At 57.0% G+C, this 26650-nt stretch carries 21 protein-coding genes and 1 pseudogene; 10 read left to right on the plus strand and 12 right to left on the minus strand.

Features of this window, described 5'->3' with window-relative positions; genetic code table 11:
• From ACP2AU_RS00300 to ACP2AU_RS00310, 3 genes are read right to left on the minus strand one after another with little or no spacing between them, the layout of a single operon-like run.
• Complete coding sequence (locus tag ACP2AU_RS00300) at positions 1 to 1587, minus strand: dihydrolipoyllysine-residue acetyltransferase (RefSeq protein WP_426373772.1); 1587 nt, start codon at positions 1585 to 1587, stop codon at positions 1 to 3.
• A 26-nt stretch (positions 1588 to 1613) separates the two neighbouring features.
• A complete protein-coding gene (locus tag ACP2AU_RS00305; RefSeq protein ID WP_426373773.1) occupies positions 1614 to 2591 on the minus strand; it encodes an alpha-ketoacid dehydrogenase subunit beta in 978 nt (325 codons plus the stop codon).
• A gap of 1 nt (position 2592) precedes the next feature.
• Complete coding sequence (locus ACP2AU_RS00310; RefSeq protein WP_426373774.1) at positions 2593 to 3777, minus strand: thiamine pyrophosphate-dependent dehydrogenase E1 component subunit alpha; 1185 nt, start codon at positions 3775 to 3777, stop codon at positions 2593 to 2595.
• Positions 3778 to 4053: 276 nt separating this feature from the next.
• Between ACP2AU_RS00310 and ACP2AU_RS00315 the strand changes: the two genes are divergently transcribed.
• The gene (locus tag ACP2AU_RS00315; RefSeq protein WP_426373775.1) at positions 4054 to 5508 is read left to right on the plus strand and encodes a malate:quinone oxidoreductase; all 1455 of its coding nucleotides are present in this window, start codon (positions 4054 to 4056) and stop codon (positions 5506 to 5508) included.
• A gap of 44 nt (positions 5509 to 5552) precedes the next feature.
• On the opposite strand, the gene ACP2AU_RS00320 is transcribed toward ACP2AU_RS00315, so the two are convergent.
• On the minus strand, positions 5553 to 5804 hold the full coding sequence (locus ACP2AU_RS00320) for a hypothetical protein (RefSeq protein WP_426373776.1): 252 nt from the start codon (positions 5802 to 5804) through the stop codon (positions 5553 to 5555).
• Positions 5805 to 6199: 395 nt separating this feature from the next.
• On the opposite strand from ACP2AU_RS00320, the gene ACP2AU_RS00325 reads away from it, so the two are divergent.
• From ACP2AU_RS00325 to ACP2AU_RS00335, 3 genes are all read left to right on the plus strand, one after another.
• Positions 6200 to 6505 carry a hypothetical protein gene (locus ACP2AU_RS00325; protein ID WP_426373777.1) on the plus strand — a complete coding sequence of 102 codons (306 nt, stop codon included), beginning with the start codon at positions 6200 to 6202 and terminating at the stop codon, positions 6503 to 6505.
• 134 nt (positions 6506 to 6639) lie between these two features.
• On the plus strand, positions 6640 to 6963 hold the full coding sequence (gene trxA / locus ACP2AU_RS00330) for a thioredoxin (RefSeq protein ID WP_426373778.1): 324 nt from the start codon (positions 6640 to 6642) through the stop codon (positions 6961 to 6963).
• Positions 6964 to 7097: 134 nt separating this feature from the next.
• Entirely contained in the window at positions 7098 to 8051 is a 954-nt protein-coding gene (locus ACP2AU_RS00335; protein ID WP_426373779.1) for a LysR family transcriptional regulator, read from the plus strand.
• Here ACP2AU_RS00335 and ACP2AU_RS00340 read toward each other — a convergent pair.
• Entirely contained in the window at positions 8002 to 8922 is a 921-nt protein-coding gene (locus ACP2AU_RS00340; protein WP_426373780.1) for a LysR substrate-binding domain-containing protein, read from the minus strand. The genes ACP2AU_RS00335 and ACP2AU_RS00340 overlap by 50 nt on opposite strands.
• 30 nt (positions 8923 to 8952) lie before the next feature.
• Between ACP2AU_RS00340 and ACP2AU_RS00345 the strand changes: the two are divergent.
• Both ACP2AU_RS00345 and ACP2AU_RS00350 read left to right on the plus strand, forming a co-directional pair.
• A pseudogene (locus ACP2AU_RS00345) lies at positions 8953 to 9639 on the plus strand (BCCT family transporter); the annotation flags it as partial.
• Positions 9640 to 9841: 202 nt separating this feature from the next.
• Positions 9842 to 10534: a pirin family protein gene (locus tag ACP2AU_RS00350; RefSeq protein WP_426373781.1), complete on the plus strand. Its 693-nt coding sequence runs from the start codon at positions 9842 to 9844 to the stop codon at positions 10532 to 10534.
• 44 nt (positions 10535 to 10578) lie between these two features.
• Here the strand turns inward: ACP2AU_RS00350 and ACP2AU_RS00355 are convergent, their stop codons facing one another.
• Both ACP2AU_RS00355 and ACP2AU_RS00360 read right to left on the minus strand, forming a co-directional pair.
• Positions 10579 to 11847, minus strand: a complete 1269-nt coding sequence (locus tag ACP2AU_RS00355; RefSeq protein ID WP_426373782.1) for a tyrosine-type recombinase/integrase — start codon at positions 11845 to 11847, stop codon at positions 10579 to 10581.
• A 115-nt stretch (positions 11848 to 11962) separates the two neighbouring features.
• Positions 11963 to 12424 (minus strand): DUF1499 domain-containing protein, encoded by a 462-nt coding sequence (locus ACP2AU_RS00360; protein ID WP_426373783.1) that lies wholly within the window; start codon positions 12422 to 12424, stop codon positions 11963 to 11965.
• A 237-nt stretch (positions 12425 to 12661) separates the two neighbouring features.
• Here ACP2AU_RS00360 and ACP2AU_RS00365 point away from each other — a divergent pair, with 237 nt between their 5' ends.
• Both ACP2AU_RS00365 and ACP2AU_RS00370 read left to right on the plus strand, forming a co-directional pair.
• Complete coding sequence (locus ACP2AU_RS00365; RefSeq protein ID WP_426373784.1) at positions 12662 to 13864, plus strand: MFS transporter; 1203 nt, start codon at positions 12662 to 12664, stop codon at positions 13862 to 13864.
• Between the two features lie 374 nt (positions 13865 to 14238).
• Positions 14239 to 15657 carry a TrkH family potassium uptake protein gene (locus tag ACP2AU_RS00370; RefSeq protein ID WP_426373785.1) on the plus strand — a complete coding sequence of 473 codons (1419 nt, stop codon included), beginning with the start codon at positions 14239 to 14241 and terminating at the stop codon, positions 15655 to 15657.
• On the opposite strand, the gene glgP is transcribed toward ACP2AU_RS00370, so the two are convergent.
• The 5 genes from glgP to glgC form a co-directional block, all read right to left on the minus strand.
• Positions 15658 to 18162, minus strand: a complete 2505-nt coding sequence (gene glgP / locus ACP2AU_RS00375; RefSeq protein ID WP_426373786.1) for an alpha-glucan family phosphorylase — start codon at positions 18160 to 18162, stop codon at positions 15658 to 15660.
• Between the two features lie 77 nt (positions 18163 to 18239).
• Positions 18240 to 18602, minus strand: a complete 363-nt coding sequence (locus tag ACP2AU_RS00380; protein WP_426373787.1) for a PilZ domain-containing protein — start codon at positions 18600 to 18602, stop codon at positions 18240 to 18242.
• A gap of 103 nt (positions 18603 to 18705) precedes the next feature.
• Positions 18706 to 20163, minus strand: a complete 1458-nt coding sequence (malQ, locus tag ACP2AU_RS00385; RefSeq protein ID WP_426373788.1) for a 4-alpha-glucanotransferase — start codon at positions 20161 to 20163, stop codon at positions 18706 to 18708.
• Entirely contained in the window at positions 20160 to 21872 is a 1713-nt protein-coding gene (locus tag ACP2AU_RS00390; protein WP_426373789.1) for a glycoside hydrolase, read from the minus strand. The genes malQ and ACP2AU_RS00390 overlap by 4 nt, the downstream gene beginning before the upstream one ends.
• Positions 21862 to 23127 (minus strand): glucose-1-phosphate adenylyltransferase, encoded by a 1266-nt coding sequence (glgC, locus tag ACP2AU_RS00395; RefSeq protein ID WP_426373790.1) that lies wholly within the window; start codon positions 23125 to 23127, stop codon positions 21862 to 21864. Before glgC ends, ACP2AU_RS00390 begins: the two co-directional genes overlap by 11 nt.
• Positions 23128 to 23271: 144 nt before the next feature.
• Here glgC and glgB point away from each other — a divergent pair, with 144 nt between their 5' ends.
• Positions 23272 to 25167, plus strand: a complete 1896-nt coding sequence (glgB, locus tag ACP2AU_RS00400; protein ID WP_426373791.1) for a 1,4-alpha-glucan branching protein GlgB — start codon at positions 23272 to 23274, stop codon at positions 25165 to 25167.
• Positions 25164 to 26630 carry a glycogen synthase GlgA gene (glgA, locus tag ACP2AU_RS00405; RefSeq protein ID WP_426373792.1) on the plus strand — a complete coding sequence of 489 codons (1467 nt, stop codon included), beginning with the start codon at positions 25164 to 25166 and terminating at the stop codon, positions 26628 to 26630. The genes glgB and glgA overlap by 4 nt, the downstream gene beginning before the upstream one ends.
• The last annotated feature ends 20 nt before the right edge of the window (positions 26631 to 26650 follow it).

Raw genomic sequence — 26650 nt, forward strand, 5'->3', positions numbered from 1 at the left:
TTAGCCCATTTGCAACAGCATGGTCTGGGGGTTCTCCAGACAGTGCTTCCAGAGATTGCAGAACCGTGCAATGGTGCCGCCATCAATAATCCGGTGATCGCCGGCCCAGCTGATGGTCATGATCGCCCGCTCCACTACCTGTCCGTCCGCATTGAATCGCGGCAGCTTCTGGGTGCGGCCCAGGGCGACAATTGCCACTTCCGGTGCGTTAATGATAGGCGCGGCGTAGGTGCCGCCCAGCGCACCAATATTGGAAATGGTGATGGTGCCGTCTTTGAGATCGTCCGGGCTGACCCGGCCGGAGCGTGCGGCCTCTGTCAGCCGCGCGATTTCTTCGGCGATGCCCAGCAGGGTTCGCTGCTCAACGTGCTTGATGTTGGGCACCACCAACCCGGCCTTGCCATCCACGGCCATACCGATGTTGCAGTGGGGCAGGTAGTGGATTTCGGTAACATCCTGGTTTAACCGGCTATTCAGCACCGGATATTCCTGGATTGCCAGAGCCATGGCTTTCATAAAGAACGGCATCAGCGTCAGCCTTGTACCCTTGGCTTCGGCCTCCGGCTTCAGCTGTTCCCGCAGCTTGAGCAAGTCGGTCACATCAATATCCTCACTGTAGATAAAGTGAGGAATGGTGGTAGCCGACTGCACCATCGCCTTGGCCATAGCGGCTTTCATGCCTTTGATCGGTTCCACGCGCACGTGTTGATCGGCTTCGGCGTGGCGGCGAGACGCCGCGCTGCGTTCAGCCTGACGATCAGTAGTGCTGGAATCGGCTTTGGGCTGCTCCAGGTGCGCCAGAACATCGGCTTTCAGCACCCTGCCGTCCTTGCCGGAACCGGGAATGTCACTCAGGTTCAGTTCGTGCTCGCGTACCAGCCGGCGAACCGCGGGGCTCGCCGGAATCCGGGGGCGGTTGCCGGTTGTCACCGGTGCGGTTTTTGCCGGCGTGGTGTCCGCCGACGGCCTGGATTCGGCCTGTGGCTGAGGGGCGTCTTCACGATCCCGCGGGATGAAGGCAAACAGCGGTGAATGCACCCGCGCCATGGATTGCTGCCCGTGGTAGAGCCTGGTAATGCGCCCGGCTTTGGGCGCGGTGATTTCAACCATGGCTTTGTCGGTCATCACGTCCACAACCGGCTGATCTTCTTCAATCTCATCGCCTTCGGCCACGCGCCATTCGACCACCTCGCACTCGACAATGCCTTCACCGATGTCCGGCAAAATAAAGTCCTCGGTCGCATTATCTTCCCCGCTGTGTGCGGGTTCCGGCGAGGCTTCCGTTTCCGGCGCAATGTCTACCTGCGATGCATCTTCGGTGCCGGCTTGCGCCTGCGCAACGCCATCGTTGCTTTCTTCGACCAACTCAAACAGCGGCGCGTGCACTTTCGCGATGTCGCCTTCCTTATGGTACAGGCGGGTCACGCGCCCCTTGTAGGGTGCGGGAATCTCCACCAACGCTTTATCGGTCATCACTTCGGCCACCGGCTGATCCTCTTCGATTACATCACCCTCAGCCACCAGCCATTTAACCAGCTCACACTCCACGATACCTTCGCCGATATCGGGCAGAATAAAATCACTCATTGTTGTTCTCCTGTCCTGATATCCGCCTAGAATTCCACGCTTTCCCTGATGGCCTCGTAGACCTTCAGGTGATTGGGCAAGTGCTCTTTTTCCAGCACCAGGGGGAAGGGCGTGTCCATCCCGGTAACCCTCGCAATGGGAGATTCCAGGTACAGGAAACAGCGTGCCTGAATGGTTGCTGCGATTTCGCTGGCAAAGCCGCCGGTGAGGGGGGCTTCGTGCGTCACAACCAGGCGCCCGGTTTTGAACACAGACCTGGCCACGGTTTCTACGTCCCAGGGCAGGATGGATCTAAGATCGATTACTTCACATGAAATACCTTCTTTTTCTGCGCGCTCAACCGCCTGGTCAATGACTTCCATTTGGGCACCCCAGCCGAGAACCGTCACATCGGTACCTTCTTTGATGATTTCGGCTTCACCCAGGGGCAGGCGGTAGTCCTCATCGGGCACCTCGCCAACCGAGGCCCGATACAGGCGCTTGGGTTCAAAAAACAACACCGGGTTGGGGTCGTGAATGGCGGCCAGCAACAGCCCCTTGGCCTGGTGCGGGTTACGAGGCACTACAATCTTCAGGCCCGGTGTGTGGGCAAAATAAGCTTCCGGCGATTGCGAGTGGTACAGGCCGCCGGCAATGCCGCCGCCATAGGGCGCGCGAATGGTCAGGCCGCCGACGTTAAAGAGGTTGCCGGAACGATAGCGGAACTTCGCCGATTCGTTCACGATCTGGTCGAAGGCCGGGAAAATGTAGTCAGCGAACTGAATTTCCGCCACGGGCACGGAGCCCTGGGCAGCGAGACCATTGGCAAAGCCGATAATGCCTTGCTCTACCAGTGGCGTGTTAAAGCACCGGGATTTGCCGTATTTCTGCTGAAGATTACTGGTCGCCCGGAAGACGCCGCCAAACACACCTACGTCTTCGCCGAAGCACAAGACCTTTTCGTTCGCCGCCATCGCGGTATCCAGGGCATTGTTGATGGCCTGGAGCATATTCATTGTTGTCATTTCACGCTCCCCCTTTGGCGTGGCTGGCGCTCTTTGGATACTCATCGGGATGTCGACGGATGTGGGCTTTCAGTTTTTCAAACTGCTCAGCCAGCACAGGCGGCACTTCGTCATAGACATCAGAAACCAACGTATCGAGGGCAGGGGGCGGCCGCTTCTGAGCACGCTTCATGGTTTCGAGCACTTCCCGGCGCATGGTTTCCTGAAACTCCTTTTCGTCGTCTTCACTCCACCATTTCTTGCTTTCAAGCCACAGGCGCATTCGCAGAATCGGGTCTTTCTCGCGCCAGACCGCTTCCTCATCTTTGCTGCGGTAGCCAGAGGGATCGTCGGAGGAAGAGTGAGCGGCCAGCCGGTAACTCATGGCTTCAATCAAAACCGGGCGGTTGTGCTCCACCGCCAGGCCTCGGGCGGCCTTGGTGGCTTCATACATGGCCAGCACATCATTACCGTCTACGCGAATGACATCCATTTTGTAGCCATAAGCCCTTGGCGCCACACCGTCCGCCGCGAACTGCTCCGCTGCGGGTGTGGAAATCGCGTAGCCGTTGTTCCTGCAAAGGAAGATGACAGGCACACGATGCACAGCGGCCATATTCAGAGCCGCATGAAAATCCCCCTCAGAAGCCGCACCTTCACCAAAATAGGTGATGGTGCAGTGGCCGTCGCCCGCCAGTTTCTGGCCGTAGGCGTACCCGGTAGCCTGGGGAATCTGGGTAGCGAGGGGTGATGAGATAGTCATGTAATTCAGCTCTTTGGAGCCGTAATGCACGGGCATCTGTCGCCCCTTACCGTAATCGAGCTCGTTGCCGAACAGCTGATTCATGAATTCATCGATGCTGAAGCCCCGGTAGGCGAGGGCGCCCTGTTCGCGGTACTGGGCCATGATCATGTCGGCGTCATCCAACGCGGCGGTGCTGCCGACCACCGCGGCTTCCTCCCCGGTGCATTGCATATAAAAGCTCAGACGACCCTGGCGCTGAGCCGCCAGCATTCGTTCATCGAGTATTCGGGTGGTGAGCATGGCCCGATAGATTTTGAGCGCTTTTTCTTTGCCGAGATCCGGCTCTCTGGCGCTCTTGTAGAGCTTGCCGTCCTGCTTCAAAAGCTTGAACGTGGGAATGCGGAATTCCGCGCCGTCAGTAAACGAGGGAGAATATACAACGGTTGATTTTGTTGTTGTCATAGTCCTCTTCCTGGGATGTTGGCCTGAGGAAACAAAGCGCGCCTTTTGGGCGTGCCGTTCATGTCATTGTAGACAACCTGGCGCAATCCGGTGAGGATCACACCAAGACAATCTTTACCTTAACGTAAACTGCAGGGCTCGGGTACCCCTTGACCGGGTATTTTATCCAGCCCGTTCTGGCAGGCAGGTTTTCCGTGCCCGGCGGAAGCGTGCTAACGTCTTCGCAAACACCCTATTAAACCGTTTACACAAACAGACTCCGGCGGATAAACCATTATGAGTGTGATCATCATCGGTGCAGGTATCATGGGAACCACGTTTGCCACACTGGCGAAAGAACTGGCTCCCGAACTGGACATCACGATTCTCGAACGGCTGGATGGCCCGGGAGCAGGCAATTCCTGGGCGTTTAATAACGCCGGGACCGGGCACGAAGCCAACTGTGAGCTGAACTACACCCCGGTAGACGGAGAGGTGATTTCGGTAGACAAGGCGCTGAAAATCCATGCCCAGTTCAATGTGGCCAAGCAATTCTGGGCCTACCTGGTTGAAAATGGCGCGATCAAAGATCCGAAAACGTTCATTAACCAGACAAAACACTGCACGCTGGTGTCAGAGCCGTCCATTGAGGAACTGAAACTGCGATTCAAGGAAATGTCGGCCCACCACTTCTTCGAGCAGATGCGGTTCTCCGACGACTCTGAAGAGATTGAACGCTGGATTCCTTACACGATGGAGGGGCGGCCACGGCATGAGAAGATGGCCGCCACGGTTATTGAAACCGGCACCGACGTTAACTTCGGCGCGCTGACCGAGCAGATGGCTTCTTACGCGGTGAATAACCTAGGCGTGAAAATTGAGTATGGCGTACACGTGCAGCGCGTACATCGCAGCCCGGCCGGGAGCTGGCTGGTGGAAACCCAGAGCCGGGGCAAGCCCGTGCAGTACAAGGCGGATGCGTTATTCGTCGGGGCTGGCGGCGGAGCCTTCCCAATCCTCAAGAAGAGCCACCTTCCGTTTGCGAAGCGATTCACCGGCTTTCCGGTCGGCGGGCGTTTTCTGCAGGCTGAAATCACCGAAGAGCAGGCCGAACAGTATCGGGCGAAAACCTACGGCAAAGCGGAAGTCGGCGCGCCACCCATGTCTGTGCCGCATCTGGATCTTCGGGTTGCTGACGGGCGCCATTACCTGCTGTTTGGCCCCTTTGCGTCCTTCAAACCTGTTCTGGAAAAAGGGCGGGGGCTTCTGGATTATCTGATGGCAATGCGCCTGCACGATATACCCGGGCTTTTGAATGTAGCGATGGAGCATTTCCCGCTGGTGAAGTATCTGGTGTCGGAAACCTTTAAAGGTGAAAGGAGTATGCTGGAATCGCTCGAGAAGTTTGCCCCCGGCTTGAGCACCCGCTTCAACTGGAAGCCGGTTGAGGCCGGTCAGCGTGTTCAGATCATCAAAGACGGTGATCTGCAAATGGGCACTGAAATCATTGTTTCAACAGACAAAAGCTACGGTACCCTGTTGGGCGCTTCGCCTGGCGCATCGGTATCACCCGAGGTAATGTTGCGTGCCCTGGAACAAATGTTTCCGGAGCTGCTTGCCAGAGAGACAGCCGTTGCAAAGCTGAAGAAGATATTCCCGGAACAGGATCTGGAGACGCTGATTGCCAGCCCGGACCGTTACCGGGAGGTTCGGGATGCGGCCAACGCCGCTCTGGGTATCCAATCAACGTAAAACGCACCCTCCCTGGTGCCAAGACGCAAATGAAATAGGTGGGTTTAGCCGTGGCTTGAGGTTTGTACCTCGCCACGGATAACCATTTGACCGCTGTAAGGTGCGGGTTCTGCCTCGCTGCCTTTGATTTCGCGCTCCTGAATCTCCCCACGAATCACCATGTGGCCGCTATAAGGGGCAAGCTCTGCGTTTTCGAAATGGGTTTCGTCGGATTTTCGGTCTGCCAAAGTAGCGTTTGCGGGCAGGGCGGCGACGGCAAACAAGGAAGTTAGTGTAATCAGTGCAAGTTTACGCATTATAAGATCTCCGATTTCGTTCAGGTGTGAACTCATGTCGGCATCGGCAAGCGACTCGACATCAGATGCGGCGAATTATGCGGCTCACCCCCTGCGGTTGAATAATTTGCAAACGGTATAGCCCACATCACGCTGAGTGATGTGGGCTTGAAATCTGGACAGCTTTTCCCGGGCTGCAGCCGATACATGATTGGCGATGCCATCGACTGGCCCACCGCGATCCTGATGCCAACTGCTGGTGCACACATTCGGCCAATGCCAGAAATTGGCGCATGGTCAGGCTTGTGCCATGGATTGGCATCACTATAATGGCCCGCCTCCAGTCACCCTGAGTGCCAGTTTGTGGCATGGGTGTTTTCCTGTGCCAGAACTTGGCCTATGCCCGAAGAGCCCCTATGTACCGCGACTTCAAGACCACTCTTGAACTCATTGTTGCCGTTCTCGATAACGCCAACCTGACATCAGAGCAGCTAAGAACGCGTTTTGGTGAAATGCCGGACCGAACACTCAAACGGCACATGGCTATTGCCCGCAAACACGGGGCGCAGATGGAATGCCAGCCAGATCGCCACGGCCGTTATGGGTGGGTATGTCGAAACCGGCGCCAGGTTGAAAGCCGCGTTCGAACCTGGCTGGTATTCGAGCGTGAGCGAACACTGGTGGGCGAATCGCAGCTCGACCTTTTGCACCAGTCGCTGTGAGGCGCGGGGTAGTTTCGATCGCCCGCACTGCGACTCATCACCTCTGAAAATATGACGTATACAAACCCGCAATTGGTTTTAAAGCTTCGGCGGCTGCAATGTGTGTGGCACTAAACCAATTGGGGGATAGATTGATGAGCCATATAATTGAAGTCACTGACGCGAATTTTGAGCAAGCTGTGGTACAAAGCGACCGTCCGGTGCTGGTGGATTTCTGGGCGCCCTGGTGCGGGCCGTGCAAAACGGTTGCACCGATGCTCGAGGATATTGCCGATGAATTTGGCGATGACCTTACCATTGCCAAGGTGAATGTCGACGACAGCCCCGAGATCACCGCCAAAATGAGAATTCGGGGTATCCCCACGCTGGCGCTGTTTCAGAGTGGCGGCGTTGTTGCCCAGAAAACCGGCGCGGGCAGCCTCAGTGAGCTGCGCACATTTGTGAAAGGCAACCTGTAAAACACGTCGAGCTCCGGCTGCAAAAAACTCCGTTGGCACATAACTCGCTCCAACTTGAGGTCTCGGCATATCGCCATTGCGGCCGGAGTGTTCGCCCGCCAGACTGATCGGGATCTGACCATCAGGGACATGACATGAAAACGCACGAACTGCAGTTGCTGTATATTTTTGACGCGATTATGACTGAGCGGTCCGTCACCCGCGCTGCAGAGCGGCTCGCCATGACCCAGCCAGCCGTATCCAACGCCATATCCCGGATGCGCCAGATCTGGAACGACCCGCTATTCGTGCGCAAAGGCCGCAATATCGAACCGACATCCTATGCTCTCAGCCTGTGGGATCAGGTGGGCGATCACATGTACGCGCTGACCAATGCCGTGAGTGCCACGCAGTTCGACCCGGGCACATCAAAGCGTAAGTTCCGGATCGCGGTTACGGATGTGGTTGTCGAGATGGTCTGGCAACAGGTGATTGAGCTGCTGGAGCGCGAAGCCCCCGGGGTTGATATTCACGCGGTACCGTATACACCGGAAGGCACCTACGCCGACTTGCGGGAGGCTCACGTGGATCTGGCGGTGGGGGTGCTCAATCAGCACGACCACAGTCTGCGCAGCACCTGGTTGTTCGAAGGTGGATTTATGTTGGCCATGCGTGCCGACCATCCGCTGGCAGGCCGGCCCATTACCATGGATGAATTTCTTGAAGCCCGGCATTTGCTTGTGACCATGTCCGGCGATGCTCATGGCTTTGTCGACAACTACCTCGACCAGAAGGGGCAAAGCCGGCGTATCGCAGCCACAGTGAACCACTTCTCAATCGTTCCGCAACTACTGAGAAATTCCAACCTGATTGCAGCGGTCCCGGAGTTGATCAGTCAGGATTGTGGCTTCGTTAATGACCTGTGGATGGGGCCGCTACCCTTTGAAGTCGACCCCACCAGTTTGTATCTCATCTGGCATGCCCGTCACGATCGGGACCCCGGCGTGGTCTGGCTGAGAAATCATTTGGAAAGACTGCTTCAGGAGCGCTGGCGCGAGATTATGACCAGCTCGCCTTGCGACCCGCTGCATCGGAGGGCGATTGCTTGAACGGTACGGCTCCTTTGATGTGAGCCTTGAGTTGAAGGGCGAGCTGTCGGGAGGCGTCAGAACCTTGGCGCGGGCTGCGATGTAGTGCAATCTCGATGCCTGGCAATGACGGCAGCCCGGCCTCGGCGCCGAGCGCCCGCATCTCTGAACCCAGCATTGATGGTGTCAGTACTGTGATCGCGAGCCCGGCACGGACGGCAGCGGAAAGCCCCGACAGGCTTGCACTGGTATAGGCGATTCGCCAGGGGATGCCGGCGGCGTCCAGGCTTGCAATCGTTCTTTCCCGAAACACGCATACGCCCTGCTGCGATACGGCCAGCGGCAGCGGTGACCGCCACTGCGTGTCATACCCTATGGCACCTGCCCAAATCATGGGTTCCCGCTTCAACACATCACCGCCGGGGCTTCTGGGTTGACGGGTGGTAATGGCCAGATCCAGCAGGCCGCTCTTCACGTCTTGAACCAGATCGACACTCAGCCCGCAGTGCACCTCCAACTCGACGTCGGGAAACCTTGCTTCGAATTCGGAAAGCGCGCTTGGAAGATAGCTCAGATAGTCTTCGGGAATGCCCAGCCGCACGACGCCCGCCAGGCGTTGATTGCTTATGTCCTGCCAGGCCAGCGCGTTTTGCCGAAGCATTTGCCGTGCATGCATTAGCAGTCGCTCGCCGGTCGCGGTGGGTATGGCGTACTTTTGCCCGCGCTGCAGCAGTGGTCGCCCAATTAACTCTTCAAGCCGCTTGATGTGGGCGCTTACGGTAGATTGAGCGAGGTTCAGCTCTTCAGTTGCTGCGGTAAACCCCCGTTTATCGACCACGCCAACAAAGGTGTTGAGGAGTGTGAGGTCGATGGGTCTGTGTGGTGTGGCCATAGGTCATCACGTTTCGTAATAGCTTTACCGATGCTGTTTGTGATTGTGGTAGGGCCCACCGCTCTTATTCTGACCGGCGCGCTCGAAAATCTGACCGCTTACCTTGGCAGGCTGCCCGAGCTGTCCAACCCGGCAGGGCGAGACGATCAGGCGTTTATTCAGGGGTGGACGGCATTTTACTGGGCCTGGTGGGTGAGCTGGTCGCCGTTTGTGGGGATGTTTATAGCCCGGGTTTCACGGGGGCGCACCGTCCGCGAGTTTCTGATTGCGGTGCTTATTGTACCGACTCTGATTTCAGTCTTCTGGATGACATCGTTTGGTGAGACGGCACTGTATCAGCTGGTAAATGGCTATGAAGGGGCAAAAAACGCTGCGCTTGAGCTGCAATTATTTGCCATGCTGGACCAGTTACCGCTGGCGTCCATCACTTCTCTCGTGGGTATTGCGCTGGTGATGGTATTCTTCATCACGTCATCCGATTCGGGGTCTTTGGTGATTGATTCCATTACCTCCGGCGGCAAGGTCAGTTCGCCTAAAACGCAGCGGGTATTCTGGGTTGCTGTCGAGGGCGCGCTAGCAATTGCGCTGTTACTGGGCGGTGGGCTGACTGCACTGCAAGCTGCCGTTCTGATTACCGGGGTACCATTCATGCTGGTGGTGCTCATCTGCGGCTATTCCGCGGTACACGGCCTGCGCAGCGAGCCTCGGGCCTTATAACGAGAAGCGCACGGAGAATGCTCCGGGCGCTTTCGGGCGCCCGTCATGTTTTTACTGGAACTAATGAAAAATCAGTACAAAAAAACTGAACAAAGCGGTTCGAAAAATGATCTTTATCGCAAGTCTGGTGCGCCATATATTTGCTCTTCAGGTCAGCAGGCTGATATCCGCAAACTGAAGGCTCATTAAGTCAGGAGGGGCGATGATTACATTACGGCGCTCATCGGAGCGGGGACATGCCAAGCATGGCTGGCTCGAGTCCCGCCACAGCTTTTCGTTCGCCGACTACTACGATCCGGGATTTATGGGCTACTCCGATCTCCGGGTGATCAATGATGACTGGGTTGCCGGTGGGGCGGGCTTTGGTGCGCACCCGCATAAGGACATGGAAATCATCACCTACGTTCTTGAGGGTAGTATTGCCCACGAAGACACCATGAATAATGCTTCAGAATTAAAGGCTGGCGAAGTTCAGGTGATGAGTGCTGGCACCGGGGTTTTTCACAGCGAATTCAATGCATCAGACAGCCAGAAGCTCAACTTTCTGCAAATCTGGATACTGCCGAATCAAAAGGATGTGGCACCGCGCTATGCGCAGAAAGACTTTTCCGGCACCAAAGGTATTACACTCGTGGTTTCTCCGGACGGGCAGGATGGATCAATCCCGATTCACCAGGATGCGCGGCTGTATCAGATCAAACTGGATACCGAAGCTTGCATCTTCTCCGCTGCCGAAGCGAAAGTCTATTATATTCATGTCGCGGTTGGCGGGCTGGTTCTGAACGGCATTTCGCTGCAAGCGGGCGACGGAGCCTATATCGCTGACGAAGCGATGCTCCGGATTGAGGCTCAGAAAAATGTAGAAGCGCTATTGTTTGAGCTCCGTGGCCACTGATGACCGGGGAAACCGCCTGATCAGTGCGGCCGCGCCCGAACATTTCAAACACGGCGCCGGCGGCCCTCGGTCCGGCGCCGTGCCTGTTCTGAATTGACGTAAACCGATTCGGTGAACGTCGCATTCGCGTGCCCCAGCTCTTCACTGATGTGACGAATATCGGCGCCAGCCTCAATGGCCTGGCTCGCGCCTGTGTGGCGAAGGTAATGTGTCTCGGAGCGAATCGCCAAAACCTGTCTGGCTTCATCTGCAAAACCCTGGCTTTCCATGCGGCCTGCTGTTGCAACCATCGCCTGCTCATAGATGCGCTGCACTTGCCGCTTGCCGATAGCGTCACCTTTTTTCGAAGGCAGTATGGGCGTTGATTCGCCGGGAACGGGCAGGGGAGACGTAAGCTGCAAATGATTACGCCATCGCTTCAGGTACTCAATATAGGCATCCGGCAGTGTAACCTGCCGTGTTTTGTCGCCCTTGCCGAATACTGAATAGACCCAGTATGGTTCGCCATCAATAATGGTGCGCCTGAAGTCGCCAAATGTGGGGGTTCTCAGTTGGCCGCGGTCCACGGGCCGGGGAGCCAGCTCGCTGACCCGCAGAAACAGGCTTTTCATGGTGACGATCACGAACAGGTGGCGCTCGTACTTGCTGTCGGTGCTGGCCAGTTCCGTGAGCGTCTCTAAAAGGTACGACCATTGCCAATCGGTCAGCCGCCGAACATCTGCATCTTTGTCCTGATTCAGATTCGGTTTGGCATTGCGATCCCGCTTTCGAACATCCAGTAAGGGATTTCGCTGGAGATAATCCTGCAGGAGAAGGTATTTGAAAAAGGTCTGCAATGCGGTGCGGCTGGCATTCATGCTTGCCTGCGTGACAGAGTAGGGGGTGCTAGAGTCTTTCGAGCGCAAGGCCATGGGGCGCCAGTATCGGTTGAATCTTCGCAGGTCATTTTCACTGACAAACCCCGAATAGATGCCGTGGGACACCCACTGCGCCGGGGGTGTTTTGATAAAGGCAAAGTAACTGGTGACAAGATCTGCATCGGCTTGGGCGAGATGCCGCTTGGCAATGAGCCAGGTGTAGTTCAGAAACCGTTGGATCTCGCTTCGAAAGCGGTTATAAGTGCCGGCCACATCACTGTATTTCATCAAAAATTTATGACTGATATAAAAATCGTCCAGCGCCGCCTGGCGATCAACCGGGAGTGACGCCAGAGCGGCCTGCAAATCGGGATAAAACTCGAGATCCGCCTGTTCCTGAATCAGTTCGGCGGTATCAAACAAAGGAAAGCCGGGGAAGATGGCTCTGGAATTCATGCGGCGCGCCTGTAATGCAGTCTGGAGGATATACCTGTTATGTCCAATACTCCCAAATATTGGACATACTGTAAACCCCTGTAAATACGCGCTTATGAGCAAACCCTGGGCCTGCTTACTCTACGGCAATCCCTCGTTCCACCAGCCGACTGCGAAGCAGCTCAACCCGCTGGCGATTCACGCCCATGTCATAGAAACCCAACAGCGACTGAGATCTCACATTCAGCTTCTGCTGGTCCGGGTCGATGAGGATTTCGAGGTAATCCGGGAAACCAACGATATCGCTGTAACAGGTGATGTCAGCATAGCCATACCGGACATGGTTGAGTGACGCGCCGGGCAGTTTGAGAGCTTCAGCCCGAATCATTTCCCAGGATGATTCATTCAGAGGCTCAACCAAACGGATAGGCTCGATAGCGTGACGTTGCTTGTCGGCTGACGTTGATACGCAATTCATGAATGGCGGGCAGCCATCTAAAGTAAACTGAGTTCCATTGGGCGGGACATCGTCGGTCGAGGCGCATCCTGAGAGAATCGCGAGTGTGGCTATGGGCAAAATAAACATAAGATGGCGCATTCTGTGGCTCCAATGAGGTTTCTGGTTGTTGTTCGATAATGCTCGCTGCAGGGTTCTCTACGACCGCATTCGGAATATACACCAATTCGGACAACCCAAGACTGCGCATAATGTATATTATGTTAAATTAGGTGTGTGAGCGATAAAGCCAGAACAGCCATCAAATGGCTCCATTCCAATTTTCAGGAATAAGCTTAGAATAACCGGCTCGTTCCATCGCACCGAAAAGGCCTTTACATGAACCACGCTGATGCCCTCTACCACCGGGAAAAAAGAAACGTTGCCATTCTGGTCGTCAGTCAGGTGATGTTTATGGTTGCGGCGATCACGGTCATGACGTTAAGCGGTGTGGTTGGCCAGGAGCTGGCCCCAAATCCGGATCTGGCGACGGTCCCCATCGCGATCATGATGCTGGGCACAGTCTTTTCTACATTGCCGGCATCGCTGTTCATGAAAAAAGTCGGTCGTCGGCAAGGCTTTATTGTGGGCGCCGCCATCGGCGGCGCTGGTGGCGGCGTGCTGAGTTTTGCCGGCATTGCCCTGCAGTCTTTCGGTATCTTTTGCCTGGGCAGCTTGCTTATGGGGCTGTACCAGGGGTTTGCCATGTACTATCGCTTTGCGGCGCTGGATGTGGCCAGCCCTACCTTTCGCAGCCGCGCCATTTCTTTTGTTCTGGCCGGTGGTGTGGTCGCGGCTTTTCTGGGGCCCTGGAATGCCAGTAAGCTGGTGAATGTGGTTCCCGGCGTGCCGAATGGCGGTCCGTATCTGATGATTGCCTTACTTGCGCTGGTTGCCATTACGCTGCTCAGTCAGCTGCAGGTGCCGTATCCGGGCGAGCCCCACGAAGGTGAGTCGTCGCGGCCGCTCAGGACAATTGCAAGCAATCCGGCCTTTGCCGTGGCGCTGGCATCCGGCGCGATCGGTTACGCCGTTATGGTTCTGGTCATGACGGCAACCCCGGTGGCCATGCGGGCTGAGGCCTTCGGGATGGACGACGTTGCTTTTATTATGCAATGGCATGTGCTGGGAATGTATGCGCCCTCCTTCTTTACCGGCAGCCTGATCGCTCGATTCGGCGTTGGTCGCATCCTGTTTGCCGGCTGCGTGATTCTCTTCGGGACCGTTGCGACCGCCCTTTCGGGCGCCAGCCTCGAACACTTCTGGGTTGCGCTGGTTTTGCTCGGAGTGGGCTGGAATTTCTTGTTTATCGGGGGCAGCACGCTGCTTGCCAGCCTCCATACGGAGTCTGAACGCGGAGCCGTTCAGGGCGTCAATGATCTGGTGATCTTTGCGCTCGTGACCATTGGCTCGCTGCTCTCAGGTGCGCTCTTGCATCACCTGGGCTGGGCAACTCTCAACGCGTTGATGCTGGGGCCCATCGCCATTGTTCTGTTGTCGCTACTGTGGACCCGCCGTACACCCATAAGCGTATTTTCATAGTTAACTACTTTTGTGCCATGAGGCGCGGAGGTCTAAAATCATGGGCGTCTCTTCCGGCGGTTCCCGCGAACTGCCTTCTCTTACCCCTTGGTTCAGGATTTCGAGATGCCGGTTATTGACACTGTTCTAATTGCTGTTGCTTTGATGGCGCTGCTGGGCGTGATTGTCCTTGGAGTTTTCATGGGCAGTTAGGGTATGCAAGGCACCCCGCAGGCTTTGCCGGGGCGTCTGATGGAATCCGCGGTCAGCGCCCCTGAACCGGTTGGCATTCCTTGCGGTTCCGGGGGGGCGCGGGTATCCTGACGCCGTCGTTGGTCAGCTGGCTTGAGCGTACTTTGAAAAATCTATCCCCTGTCGTTTTCATTGTCAGCGTCATGTTTATTCTTCTTAGCCTTTTCATGACGTTACCGGTTTTATTGTTGGCGGCCACTCCCGCAGGCGCACCCAATGCCGTGGCGTTCGCCGAGTCCGCTGTGATTGTCTGCGTACTGGGCGTGCTGGGGCTTCTGCTGACGTTCCGGGAGTCGCGGGATCTCAAACCCCGCTATATGTTCGTGCTGACCGTCTCCAGCTGGTTTGTCATCGCCCTGCTTTCGTCTCTTCCCTTCTATCTGAGTGACAACAATATTTCCGCAGCGGATGCCTTTTTCGAGGGCACATCCGGTATTACTACTACGGGCGCGACCGTGCTGACCGGCCTCGATAATCTGGATAAAGACCTGCTGCTTTGGCGCTCCATTCTTCAGTGGCTCGGCGGCATCGGGATTATCGGAATGTTCGTTGCCGTACTGCCCTTCCTGCGAGTGGGCGGGATGCGCTTGTTTGCGACGGAATCTTCTGAATGGACTGAAAAAGCGCTGCCCCGGATGAAAACGCTGAGCCGTGGCCTTTTGTTTGTCTATCTGCTGTTTTCAGTCGTCGCGGTTGTGACCTACTGGCTCTCTGGTATGTCCCTGTTTGATGCGTTCAACCATGGTTTGACGAGTATAGCCACCGGTGGTTTTTCAACCTCCGACCTGTCGATGGGTAAGTTCAACGACCTGATTCTGATGGAAGCCACCTTTTTCATGATTATCGGGAGTCTTCCTTTCTTCCTGTTCGTGCGGGAAATGCATGGCCAGCATGGCGTTCTGTTTCGCGATCAGCAGGTCCGGTTGTTTCTCGGCATTCTGTTTGCCGTGCCGGCCATGCTTACGCTCTACCGTTGGTGGGTGTCTCCCGTTCCGTTTGACCCTATTCATAATTATGCGGCTACGCTCTTCAACGTAACGTCCGTGGTGACCACAACCGGTTACGCGTCAGAGGATTATTCGGCGTGGGGGCCATTGGCGTTCGTTGTGTTCTTTTTCCTGATGTTTGTCGGTGGCTGTTCGGGCTCAACGGCCGGCGGCATGAAAATTTTCCGGTTCCAGCTCTCGTTGATCATCTTGCGCGAGCAGTTAATGCGGCTGCTGCACCCCCGGGCTGTGTTCACACGAAACTACAACGGTCGGGCGGTCAGTGACGAAATCATTTCGTCGATGATCGCTTATACGTTTATCTTTCTTCTGTGTCTGCTGGTGATCACCGTGCTGCTGGCATCGCTGCAGCTGGACTTCGTAACGGCACTGTCAGGCGCCCTGACCTCGCTGACAAACGTGGGGCCGGGGCTTGGCGACATCATCGGTCCTGCGGGGAACTTCTCTCCGCTGCCGGATGCCGCCAAGTGGATCCTTTCCGTGGGTATGCTCATGGGGCGCCTGGAAATTCTCAGCGTTGTGATTGTGTTGTCACCGGGTTTCTGGCGGGGCTGATCAACGAAGCCAGAGAATGTGGCTGTCTTCGAGGGGCAGATTCAGCCTTGGCTCCTGAACCCGGATGCGGGGCGTAAAATGATCGACCGGTCGCTTCGGCACGCTGCATTGATAACGGTAGGTTTGCCCGGATTCAGGCAGTGGGCCTGATAATTCCATGGCCTCTACGAGGCGCGGGCCATAGTCTGAGGCTTCCGCCACCAGTTCCAGGGCGACAAGCTGTGGTGGCAAACCATCCAGATACACGTCCAGGTCAACATGGACTTCACCGCCCTCCTCCCGGATATCCATCCGCCCGAATCTCAGTCTGGGCCAGTGGCGGGCAATGGTTTCTAGCAGGGAAACCAGCTCCTCGACGGCCCCGCCTTCTCGTTCCGCGCCCTGCGCTGCCATGGGCAGATAGAAGTCGTTCACGTACTCGCGGACCATTCGGTTTGCCGAATAGCGCGCGGTAAGCTCATTCATGCTGGACCGTACCCGCCCCAGCCAGCCTTCCGGAAGCCCCTGTTCATTGCGCCGGTAGAATTCCGGCACCACCTGTTGTTCCAACAACTGGTAAAGTTCCTCGGCATCGGCATCATCGTGTTTGTCTGTCTGGCTCAATTCCTCAAAACTTGCGCCCGGTCGAATGGCCCAGCCAACATCCGGCGTCCAGGCTTCAGCCCACCATCCATCGTATTGAGACAGATTAAGCCCACCGTTAACCAGCACTTTCATGCCGCTGGTGCCACACGCTTCCCAGGGGTGCCGCGGGCAGTTAAGCCACACATCCACGCCCTGAATGAGCTCGCTGGCAACCGCCATATCGTAGTCTTCGATAAACACCACCCGACCTTCAACTTCCGGCCGGCGGGTAAATTGCTTCCAGCGCTTGATGATGGCCTTGCCGCGAAGGTCGTGCGGGTGAGCTTTGCCTGCAAGTACAATCTGCAACGGCTGGTCACGATTCGCCAGCAGGCGCAAGAGGCGTTCAGGGTCTGCGAGCAGCAAGTCCGGGCGCTTGTAGTCGGTGAACCGGCGCGCGAAGCCGATGGTCAAGGATTCTGTATCCAGCAGAAGTCCGCAGGCGGCATCCTGGCTGTTGCCGTAGTTGTGCTCGCAGTGCTGGTTTTGCAGGCGTTGTCGTAAAAAATACACCAGCCGGTGCCGCTGTTTCCGGCGCATTTGCCATAAATCGTGGTCGCTGGTCTCGCGCAGGGGGCGGGTATCCGTCATCGGTTGTCGCCAGCGGTCCTGGCCACAGGCCGCCGTCCAGAGCGCATCGGCTTCCGGAGAATCCCAGGTTGGTGTGTGTACGCCGTTGGTTACGAAGTCCGCGGGCACATCAGCCGCTGGCCATCGGCCGAACCAGGGCTGAAAAATCGACTGGGTAACGTGCCGGTGGATCTGGCTGACCCCATTGAAACGGCTACTCATGCCCAGCGCGAGCCCGGACATATTGAGATCATCCGTGCCACCATTCGCCACAGACAGAACCGTGCTCAGGGATAGGTCGATTTCCTCCAGCCAGGGTGTCAGGTAAAGCCGGGTCAATGGCAAAGGAAACTGATCAAAACCGGCGGCTACCGAAGTGTGGGTGGTAAAAAGATTCGTGGCCCGGGTTGCCAGTCGGGCCGTATCAAAGTCACTGTTGTTCCGTTGCTGCCAGTGTGACGCCCGCTCGACCAGGGCCAGGGCGCTGTGCCCTTCATTAATATGGCAAACGGCCGGGTTTCGTTCGAGTAACGCCAATAAGCGCCAGCCGCCAATGCCCAGCACCATTTCCTGCTGCAGGCGTTTTTCCGGATCGCCGCTGTAAAGCTCACTGGTGATGCCACGGTCTCCGGGCTCATTTCGGGGGTCGTTGCTGTCGAGCAACAACAACTCACAGCGCCCTACCTGGCCTTTCCAGGCTCTCAGGCGAACCGTTCGCCCCGGAAAAGGCACTTCAACCCTCGCCCACTCACCGGCGTTGTCACGCAGTGGCATAACCGGAAGCATAGTGGGGTCATTGTAAGGATGGAATTCCAGTTGCTCGCCCTCGGCATTCAATGCCTGGCGAAAGTAACCCTGCTGGTATAAAAGGCCTACTGCACTCACCGGCACGCCCAGATCACTGGCGGCTTTCAGAAAATCGCCCGCCAATACGCCCAGGCCTCCACTGTAAAGTGGAAGCGATTCCGAAACGCCATACTCCATACAGAACCAGGCGACGCCGCCGGCCAGTTGATCCTCACAGTTCCGGGAGTACCAGGTTACTGATTGGCGGAACGCCTCATGGCGCGAAAGCTGTTGTTGATAGATAGTCAGGAACTCCGGGTCTTCCGCCAGTTGCTGCAATCGTTCGAATGAGGCGCTGTTCAGCACCAGCCAGGCGTTGTGGGTGGCGTCCCATACGTCTTCTTCCAGCCAACGCCATAGCTGGTCACTGCCATGATGCCAGCTCCACTGAAGGTCCAGGGCCAGCGCCATCAGCCCGGTTATCGGCGCCGGCAGCGCTCGCATGGTGTAGGCAGCCAGCGTCATTGGCTACAGCATCCGTGTGAACACGCCGTTTCTGGTGCAATCATCCCGATTTCCCTGACTAGAGTTTGTTTTTGTTGCTAATGCCGTTTTTTCCGGCTGCAGCCGGCAAGCTGGTTATCGGCGGTTTGTCTTTCCAGCGTTGCTATCAACTCAGAGATCGACAGGGCATCGTTGTCTGCCCCGTCAAAATCGACTCCTAGGCCCCGGTTGTCGGTGCGCACGACGTGCGCGCTAAGCGAGCAATGGCCCTGCTCCGCGCGTCCCGGCAGCCGAAACGCCAGTTCAAGGGTCTGGTTCAGTCGTACATCGGCATAATCCGTGTCGATGAACAGCCCGCGCCGGGATGCGTCCCGGATCACACCGGTGGCAACCGGAACACCGCGTTTATAGACCAGAATAGGCAAGCCGCCTTCAACTCTTTGACTCAACCGATGTTCCATAGAGACACCTCCTGAGATCAGACCAATGGGTAATCCATACACCCACTCTACCTTTGATCAAATATTGATCATTTTGATCCAGATCAAACCCGGAATATTTCCTCTAGCGACCATAAAGCTCCAGCATGGCTTTCAATCGTGCGGTATCCAATTGCTCCCGATAGTTGTCGGGCAACGCCCAGAGCCAGTTGCCTTCGATCGTTCCCGGAGTATTGAAGCGGGCTTCCGGCCCCAACCCAAGAAAGTCCTGTATCGGCACTATGACAAGCCGCGATACTGACCCCATGGCAGCCTGAATCATAGACCACGGCATATGTGCGCCCTCTATTCGCAAGTACCGGTTAACATGATGTCGGGTATGCTCATCAAGGCTCTGGTACCAGCCCAGCGAGGTGTCGTTGTCATGGGTGCCGGTATACGCCACATCCCACTCCTTGTGGTTGTGGAGCAAGTGAGGGTTGTTGGCGCTGCCGTCAAAGCCGAATTGCATGACGGTCATGCCGGGAAGCCGAAAACGGTGCCTGAGTGCCTCCACATCGTCACCGATAATTCCCAGGTTCTCGGCCACCAGAGGCAAATTCGGCAGAGCCCGGAAACAGGCCTCCAGAAAGCCGTCTGCCGGGCCCGGCATCCAGTAACCATGCACGGGGCTTGGGCGATCGGCGGGTATTTCCCAATACGCCTGTAATCCCCGGAAATGGTCGATCCGGAGGAGATCAAAGCGCTCTTGCTGGCTGGCGAGGCGATCAATCCACCAGCGATAACCGTCCCCGGCCATTCGGTTCCAGTCGAATATCGGGTTCCCCCAGTGCTGGCCGTCCGGCGAAAAGTAATCTGGAGGAACACCGGCAACGACCCTGGGATTGCCGGAATCGTCCAGTTTGTAGAGTTCGGGAGCGGCCCATACGTCAGCGCTGTTGTGGGCTACAAAAATCGGGATATCACCGAACAAAAACACACCACGCTCGGCCGCATAGCGCCGAAGCGCGGACCACTGCACGAAAAACAGGTACTGTTCCAGATAAACCCGCTGCAACGTGCCCAGCTTCGCCTCTTGCTGTGCCGCCAGGGCTGCTGGCTCGTGATTGCGCATAGCTTCGGGCCACTCCAGCCACGAGGAGCCCGGGAAGGTTTCCACGTTTGCCACAAACAGGGCAAAGTCGCGCAGCCAGTGATGATGGGCCAGGAAATCCTCGTAGGCCTGATGATTGAAAACTTCGGATTCCCGGTAATTTCCGGCCTGAAAGCGCTCGCTGGCACGCTCCATGGCCGCGCGCCTGGAACAGGCTGTCAGTTCGTGCTCCTCCAACAACCCCGGGGCCAGCAACTCTGCCAGATCAATGAGCATCGGATTGCCCGCATGGGCAGACAAAGACTGATAAGGCGAGAGGTCAGCATGGGTCGGGCCCAGAGGCAGGGTCTGCCAGACGGTAATTCCAGCCTGCGCCAGCATATCGACAAACTGCATGGCGGCCTGGCCCAGCTTGCCTGATGTGCCGGGCAATGCCGTTGGATGCAACAGCACGCCAGCCCGACGCCTCTCCAGAACCACATTCGTCATGGCCCTGCCTCGTGCCCGGGTCGCATCGCGCCTCCCTTGGTAGGCTCACCTCCGCCCTGGCTCAGTGGCTGAAACAGGCTCGGGGGTGCCGGGTAGCCTATGCACCCATACAGATTAGCCAGGTGTCGGCGGTACAGATGCTCAAAGTCCCGAACCACCAGGGCGGGATTGTAATCGCCAAACCACCAGAACCAGTCGGATCCCTCGCAAAGCCCCAGCTGACGGGTCGCGGCCAGTTCCTGCTCGGTGCTCAGAGAACCGTTATCCAGGGCGAGATCAAAATGCTGTTTGGCTTCACACAGCAGATCCCAGGCTCGATTCTTGTCCGGGTCGCCTATCCAGGTGGAAAACGTGCCGTATATCCAGCTGCCAGCCACCAGTTCCGGCAGTGATACTGGCTCTATCACGGGATTCTCCAGTAACTCTGAATAGGTGGTCAGGCGAAGCTTGGAGTGTTTTCCCAGTAGCCGGTAAAGCTCGTCCAGAAAATGGAAACCGTTTTCCGGGTAGTACTCCCAGGCATTCTCACCGTCAAGAATCACAGAGATAACCGGGTGATTGCCCTCCTTTGCGATGTTTTCCATGTGGTGAACCAGGTCCCTCACGGCATCCTCGGCGTGCCAGTCGGCATACGAAAAACCGATCAGATCGGACAAACCATCGTCCCGAAAAAACAGTGTTATATCCGCATCGGCACATCGATATGGCTGATGGATGCTGGCATTTTCGGGCGCTGCGCGGTCAGCCTTGGCCCGGTTCAGGGAGTTGTTTATGACCGAATCTCCCGAGGCCGTCCAACGAAACCCCTGTTCCCCAAGCAGGGCCAGTGTGGCCTGACTCAGCCCACCTTCGGAGGCCCAGCAGCCTGCTGGTTCGCTATCAAAAAAACGTTTGAAGGTGCGCTTGCCTTCGGTCAGATGCCAGGCGGCGCGCTCATGTCCGCCGGGGTAAACCGGGTGCTCAGGAAGGAGAATGCCAGGCATCGCCTCCCGTGCCGCGTCGAAAGACAGAAGCAGCGGCAGAATGGGATGGGCCCAGGGGCTCATGGCCAACTCCACTTGCCCGGCCTGGGCAAGGTGCCGGTACCGGGGGGCAATGCCGGCCATCAACTCAGCAATAACACCCAGTAACGCCTGCCGATCTTCCAGTGTGTAATCGTGAGCTTTTTCCTGCAGGCTCTGAATGACGCCATTGTCGCGACGCACCGTTTCTGCCATCCAGCCAAGGTGATACCACACCAAAAGATCTGCCAGAAATTGCCGGGACAAATAGCGCTGGATATCCGGCCGGGTGCGATAAAGCTCTGCGATGTCTGCCAACTGTGTGTAGGCGGGAAACCGTTTGATAATGCGCTCATTGTTGGCTTTCAGGCATTTTTCCATCAGTTCCAGAAAAGCTGGAGAGCCGGCCTCCGGAAGTGACTTTGCGGGCAGCGCGTTCAGGAGAGGATCGCCCATGGGCTGGCCGTCATGGCGCCAGCGTTCAATATCACAAAGGTAGGTTTCGATTTGCTCCAGCAGCACCGGGGCGAAATTTACCACGGCACGGGCTTCGGGGTGGGCCTCAAGGTGGGCGGCCATATCCACGTAATCCTTGATGCAATGCAGATACACCCACGGGAACAAAAACTGTCCGTTGCTGTGGTCCTGATAATCCGGCTGATGCATATGCCAGCAAAGCACCACGGGTATGCGATTTTCAGAGTCCATGGGGGTAGTCCTGCCCGAGCATTTCCGGGGTCACCAGAACCACACCCCGCGGGGATACATGAAACCGCTTTTCATCTGCTGAGCGGTCAACGCCAATGCGGGTACCCTCCGGTATGCGGCAGCCCCGGTCGATGACGGCTTTGCGGATATGGCAATCCCGGCCGATATCGACGTCCGGAAAGATCACCGAGTCCTCGATGTTGCTGAACGAATGCACTCGCACCTGGGAGAACAGAAGCGAGTGGCGCACACTGGCACCGGAAACAATACATCCGCCGGCCACCATGGAGTCTACGGCGGTGCCTCTGCGGTGTTCGTCGTCGAACACGAACTTGGCCGGAGGGAGTTGCTCCTGATAGGTCCAGATTGGCCAGCCGGAGTCGTAGAGATTCAGTTCCGGGCTGATGTCGATCAGTTCGAGATTGGCCTGCCAGAGAGAATCAATGGTGCCAACATCGCGCCAGTACGCTCCCCGGTTATTGACAGGATCCCGGAATGGAAAAGCGGTGACCCGCAATCGTTTGATCACCGAGGGAATAATGTCTTTGCCAAAGTCGTGGGAGGAATTGCCATCCATTTTGTGATCTCGCAGCAGTTCATCAAACAGAACTGCCGTGCTGAACACATAAATGCCCATGGAGACCAGGGCGGTGCCCGGCTTACCCGGTATCGCTTTGGGGTGTGCCGGTTTTTCTTCAAATTCGGTGATGCGGAATTCCTCGTCCACCGACATCACCCCGAATGCTGAAGCTTCTTCCAGCGGCACTTCAATGCAGCCCACAGTAATGTCTGCCTCCTGCTCAACATGGGCGGCCAGCATGGTGCCGTAATCCATCTTGTAAACATGATCGCCGGCGAGTATCAGCACATACTCCGGCCGATGGCTGCGGATAATGTCCAGGTTCTGCAAGACCGCATCGGCCGTGCCCTCGTACCAGGAGGTTTCAATTCGCTGCTGGGCCGGCAAAAGTTCCACAAACTCATCAAGCTCCCCACGCAGAAAGCCCCAGCCACGCTGGATATGCCGTATCAGTGAGTGGGATTTGTACTGGGTAATCACGCCGACCTGGCCGATGCCGGAATTGATGCAATTGGATAGCGGAAAGTCGATGATCCGGAATTTACCTCCGAATGGCACCGCTGGCTTCGCGCGCCATTTGGTCAGGTCGTGAAGCCTGGAGCCGCGGCCTCCGGCCAGAACCAGGGCCAGTGTCTGGCGTGTAAGACGGCTGACGAAACGCTTGGCGGTTTGCATAGCAGCTTCCCTGTTTAAACCGGATAGGCGCCAACTCGGATTGGGTGTTGTCTGTCGTATAGTTTTTAGGTCAGTTTTTGCACAAACGCAAAGGAGTCTTATGGTCTAAACTCAGGTTTGTATTTTTTCGGGAACCTGTGGTCTATGGAAAGCCCTGCCCTGAGTGAGTTTGACCTGCACCTGTTCGCCGAAGGCCGGCACTGGCACATTTACAACGTGCTCGGGGCCCACCTTGTCAGCGAGTGGGGTGTTGAAGGCACGCGTTTCGCCGTGTGGGCGCCGAATGCGGCCTCGGTCAGTGTCATTGGTGATTTCAACCACTGGAATGACCACAGCCATACCATGGAGCAAAACGGCGGCTCGGGCGTCTGGTCCACCTTCATTCCCGACGTAAAAGCGGGTGCTCTCTACAAGTTTGCCATAACCACCGCTGCCGGCCCGCAGGTGATCAAAACCGACCCATACGGCCAGGCTTTCGAGCACCGCCCCTCTACGGCCGCCGTCGTGACAGAGCGGGGGCGCTACGCCTGGGGCGATGGCGACTGGCTGGAGCGGCGCAACCGGTTTGATTGGCAACAAAACCCGATATCCGTATACGAAGTGCATCCGGGTTCCTGGCGACACCATGGCTCCGGGCGATGGCTGAACTATCGGGAGCTGGCTGACCAGTTAGTGCCTTACGTGCTGGACATCGGGTTTACCCATATCGAGTTACTGCCGATTACCGAGCACCCGCTGGATGAGTCCTGGGGCTACCAGACCACCGGGTATTACGCGCCGACGCGCCGGTACGGAAGCCCGGATGATCTCAGATACTTTGTAGACCAGTGCCACAAGCACAACATAGGCGTGATTCTCGACTGGGTGCCCGGCCACTTTCCGGACGACGAGTTTGCCCTGGCGCGGTTTGACGGCACCGCGCTGTATGAACACGAAGACCCGCGGCGCGGTCGTCACCAGGACTGGGGTACGCTCATTTACAATTACGGCCGGCACGAAGTTCGCAATTTCCTGATCGGCAGCGCTTTGTTCTGGCTGGACGCCTTCCACATGGACGGTTTGCGGGTGGATGCGGTGGCCTCCATGCTGTACTTGAACTATTCACGCAAAGAAGGGGAATGGTTGCCAAACGAGTACGGTGGGCATGAAAACCTGGAAGCCATCCGGTTTCTGCAGGACCTTAACCGGATCTGCCAGAGCCGGTTTCCCGGGGCTTTGATGATGGCGGAAGAGTCCACCTCCTGGCCCAGAGTGACCCGTCCTCCTGAAATTGGCGGGCTCGGGTTCAACCTGAAATGGAACCTGGGGTGGATGCACGACACCCTGAACTATCTGCAGCAGGATCCGGTGTATCGGCAGTATCACCATGAAAAACTGACCTTCGGCCTGATGTACGCGTTTTCTGAAAACTTCATGCTGCCACTGTCCCACGACGAAGTGGTACACGGGAAGTCGAGCCTGCTGCAGAAAATGCCTGGCGACGATTGGCAACAACGGGCCTCTTTGCGCTTGCTGTTCAGCTATATGTTTACCTACCCCGGTGCGAAGCTGCTGTTCATGGGCGGGGAATTTGGCCAGCGGCAGGAGTGGAGCGAAAGCCGGGAACTGGACTGGTCATTACTGGAGCATCCTGAGCATCAGGGGCTTCAGAAGCTGATTCAGGACCTGAACCGACTCTACCGGTTGCACCCGGCGCTCCATCGAAAGAACTACACCTCCGATGGCTTCGAATGGATTGATTGCCACGACTCCACCCAGTCGGTGATCAGTTATGTTCGCAACTCCGGGGCAGCCGATCACCACTCGCTGCTGATCATCGTTAACTTCACTCCCCAACCCAGGCACCACTATCGGGTTGGGGTTCCGGTGGGTGGCTCCTGGCAGGAAATCTTCAATTCCGACTCCACCTGGTATGGCGGAAGCAATCTGGGCAACCCCCTGCCCCTGCAAGCGCAATCTGCGCCCTGGATGGCGCGCCCCTGCTCTATTGAATTAACCCTGCCACCGCTGGGGCTGCTGATTCTGAGGCCAGAGCCATGACCCGGATTCTGTTTGCCACCAGCGAGGTCTTCCCTCTGGTCAAAACCGGAGGGCTGGCTGATGTCTCGGCCAGCCTTCCGGAGGCGCTCTGCCGGCTGGGCCATGACTGTCATATCCTGTTGCCGGGTTACCCTGCAGCCTTGAAGGCCGCGAAAGCGGCAGGATCGCGGAGAAAAACCCGTTTCCGGGAGGGTCATTATGACGTTGCCCTGTGGCAAACACGCCTGCCGGGAACCGCGGTAACGCTCTGGTTGGTAGACAGCCCGGCGCTTTTCGACCGGGTGGGCGACAGTCCCTACCAGAACGAGCAAGGTGAGGACTGGTGGGACAACGCTCACCGCTTTCATCTGTTCGCCCGCGTTGCCGCCAGAATGGCCCTGGGCCAGCTTGGCCTGAGCTGGCGCCCGGACATTGTCCACTGTAACGATTGGCAGTCCGCGCTGATTCCCGTATTTCTGGCCGATAGCCAGAACCCACCGAAAACGGTGTTCACCGTTCATAACCTGGCCTATCAGGGACTGTTTTCACACGAGACCTTCCAGGCACTGGGTCTGCCCGATACCTTGTGGCACTACGAGTTTCTGGAGTTTCATCAGCAGCTTTCCTTCATCAAGGGCGGGCTGGTGTTCAGCGACGCTGTTACCACCGTCAGCCCCAGTTATGCCGACGAAATCCAGACCCCCTGGTTTGGCTGTGGGTTGGATGGGCTTCTTCGCCACAGGTCAGCCCGGATCAAAGGCATTCTTAACGGCATTGATACCCGGCTCTGGAACCCCGCAGATGATCCATACCTGGACGCCCATTACGGCGCCGATTATCCCGCCAACAAAGCCCTCTGCCGGGCCAGTCTTCAGCAGGAACTGAAGCTGGATGTGTGCGATGCGCCGATACTGGGTTTTGTCGGGCGTCTGGTTGAGCAAAAGGGGCTGGACTGGATACTGGGTGTCATGAAGCCCCTGCTGGAACAAGGCTGCCAGTTCGCCCTGCTCGGTTCAGGTGAACACCACTACGAGGACAGGCTTGCGTCCATCGCACAGGCATGGCCGGCACAATGCTCACTCACTCTCGGTTACAACGAAGGGCTGGCTCACCGGATCACCGCAGGCGCTGACATTTTTCTGATGCCTTCCCGGTTCGAGCCCTGCGGCCTGAATCAGATGTACAGCCTTCGCTACGGCACAGTGCCGGTTGTGCATGGCGTGGGCGGGTTGAACGATACGGTGTTTGACCCGGAGGAAGAAGCCCCGGTACATGCCAACGGCTTTGTATTTCGCGACGCAAACCCGGATGGGTTACTCAGCGCCATAAACCGTGCATTAACGGCTCGCGAGCACCGGAAAACCTGGCGCAAACTCCAGCACAACGGGATGCAAGGGGATTATTCCTGGAAAAGCCGGGCTTGCGAATACGTAGCACTCTATCAGTCCCTGATGAACAGCGGCGGCCGGATGCATGACGACTGAAACGGCACCCTTGGCTCAAG

This window comes from Marinobacter sp. VGCF2001, assembly GCF_049943275.1.
Classification (GTDB): Bacteria; Pseudomonadota; Gammaproteobacteria; order Pseudomonadales; family Oleiphilaceae; genus Marinobacter.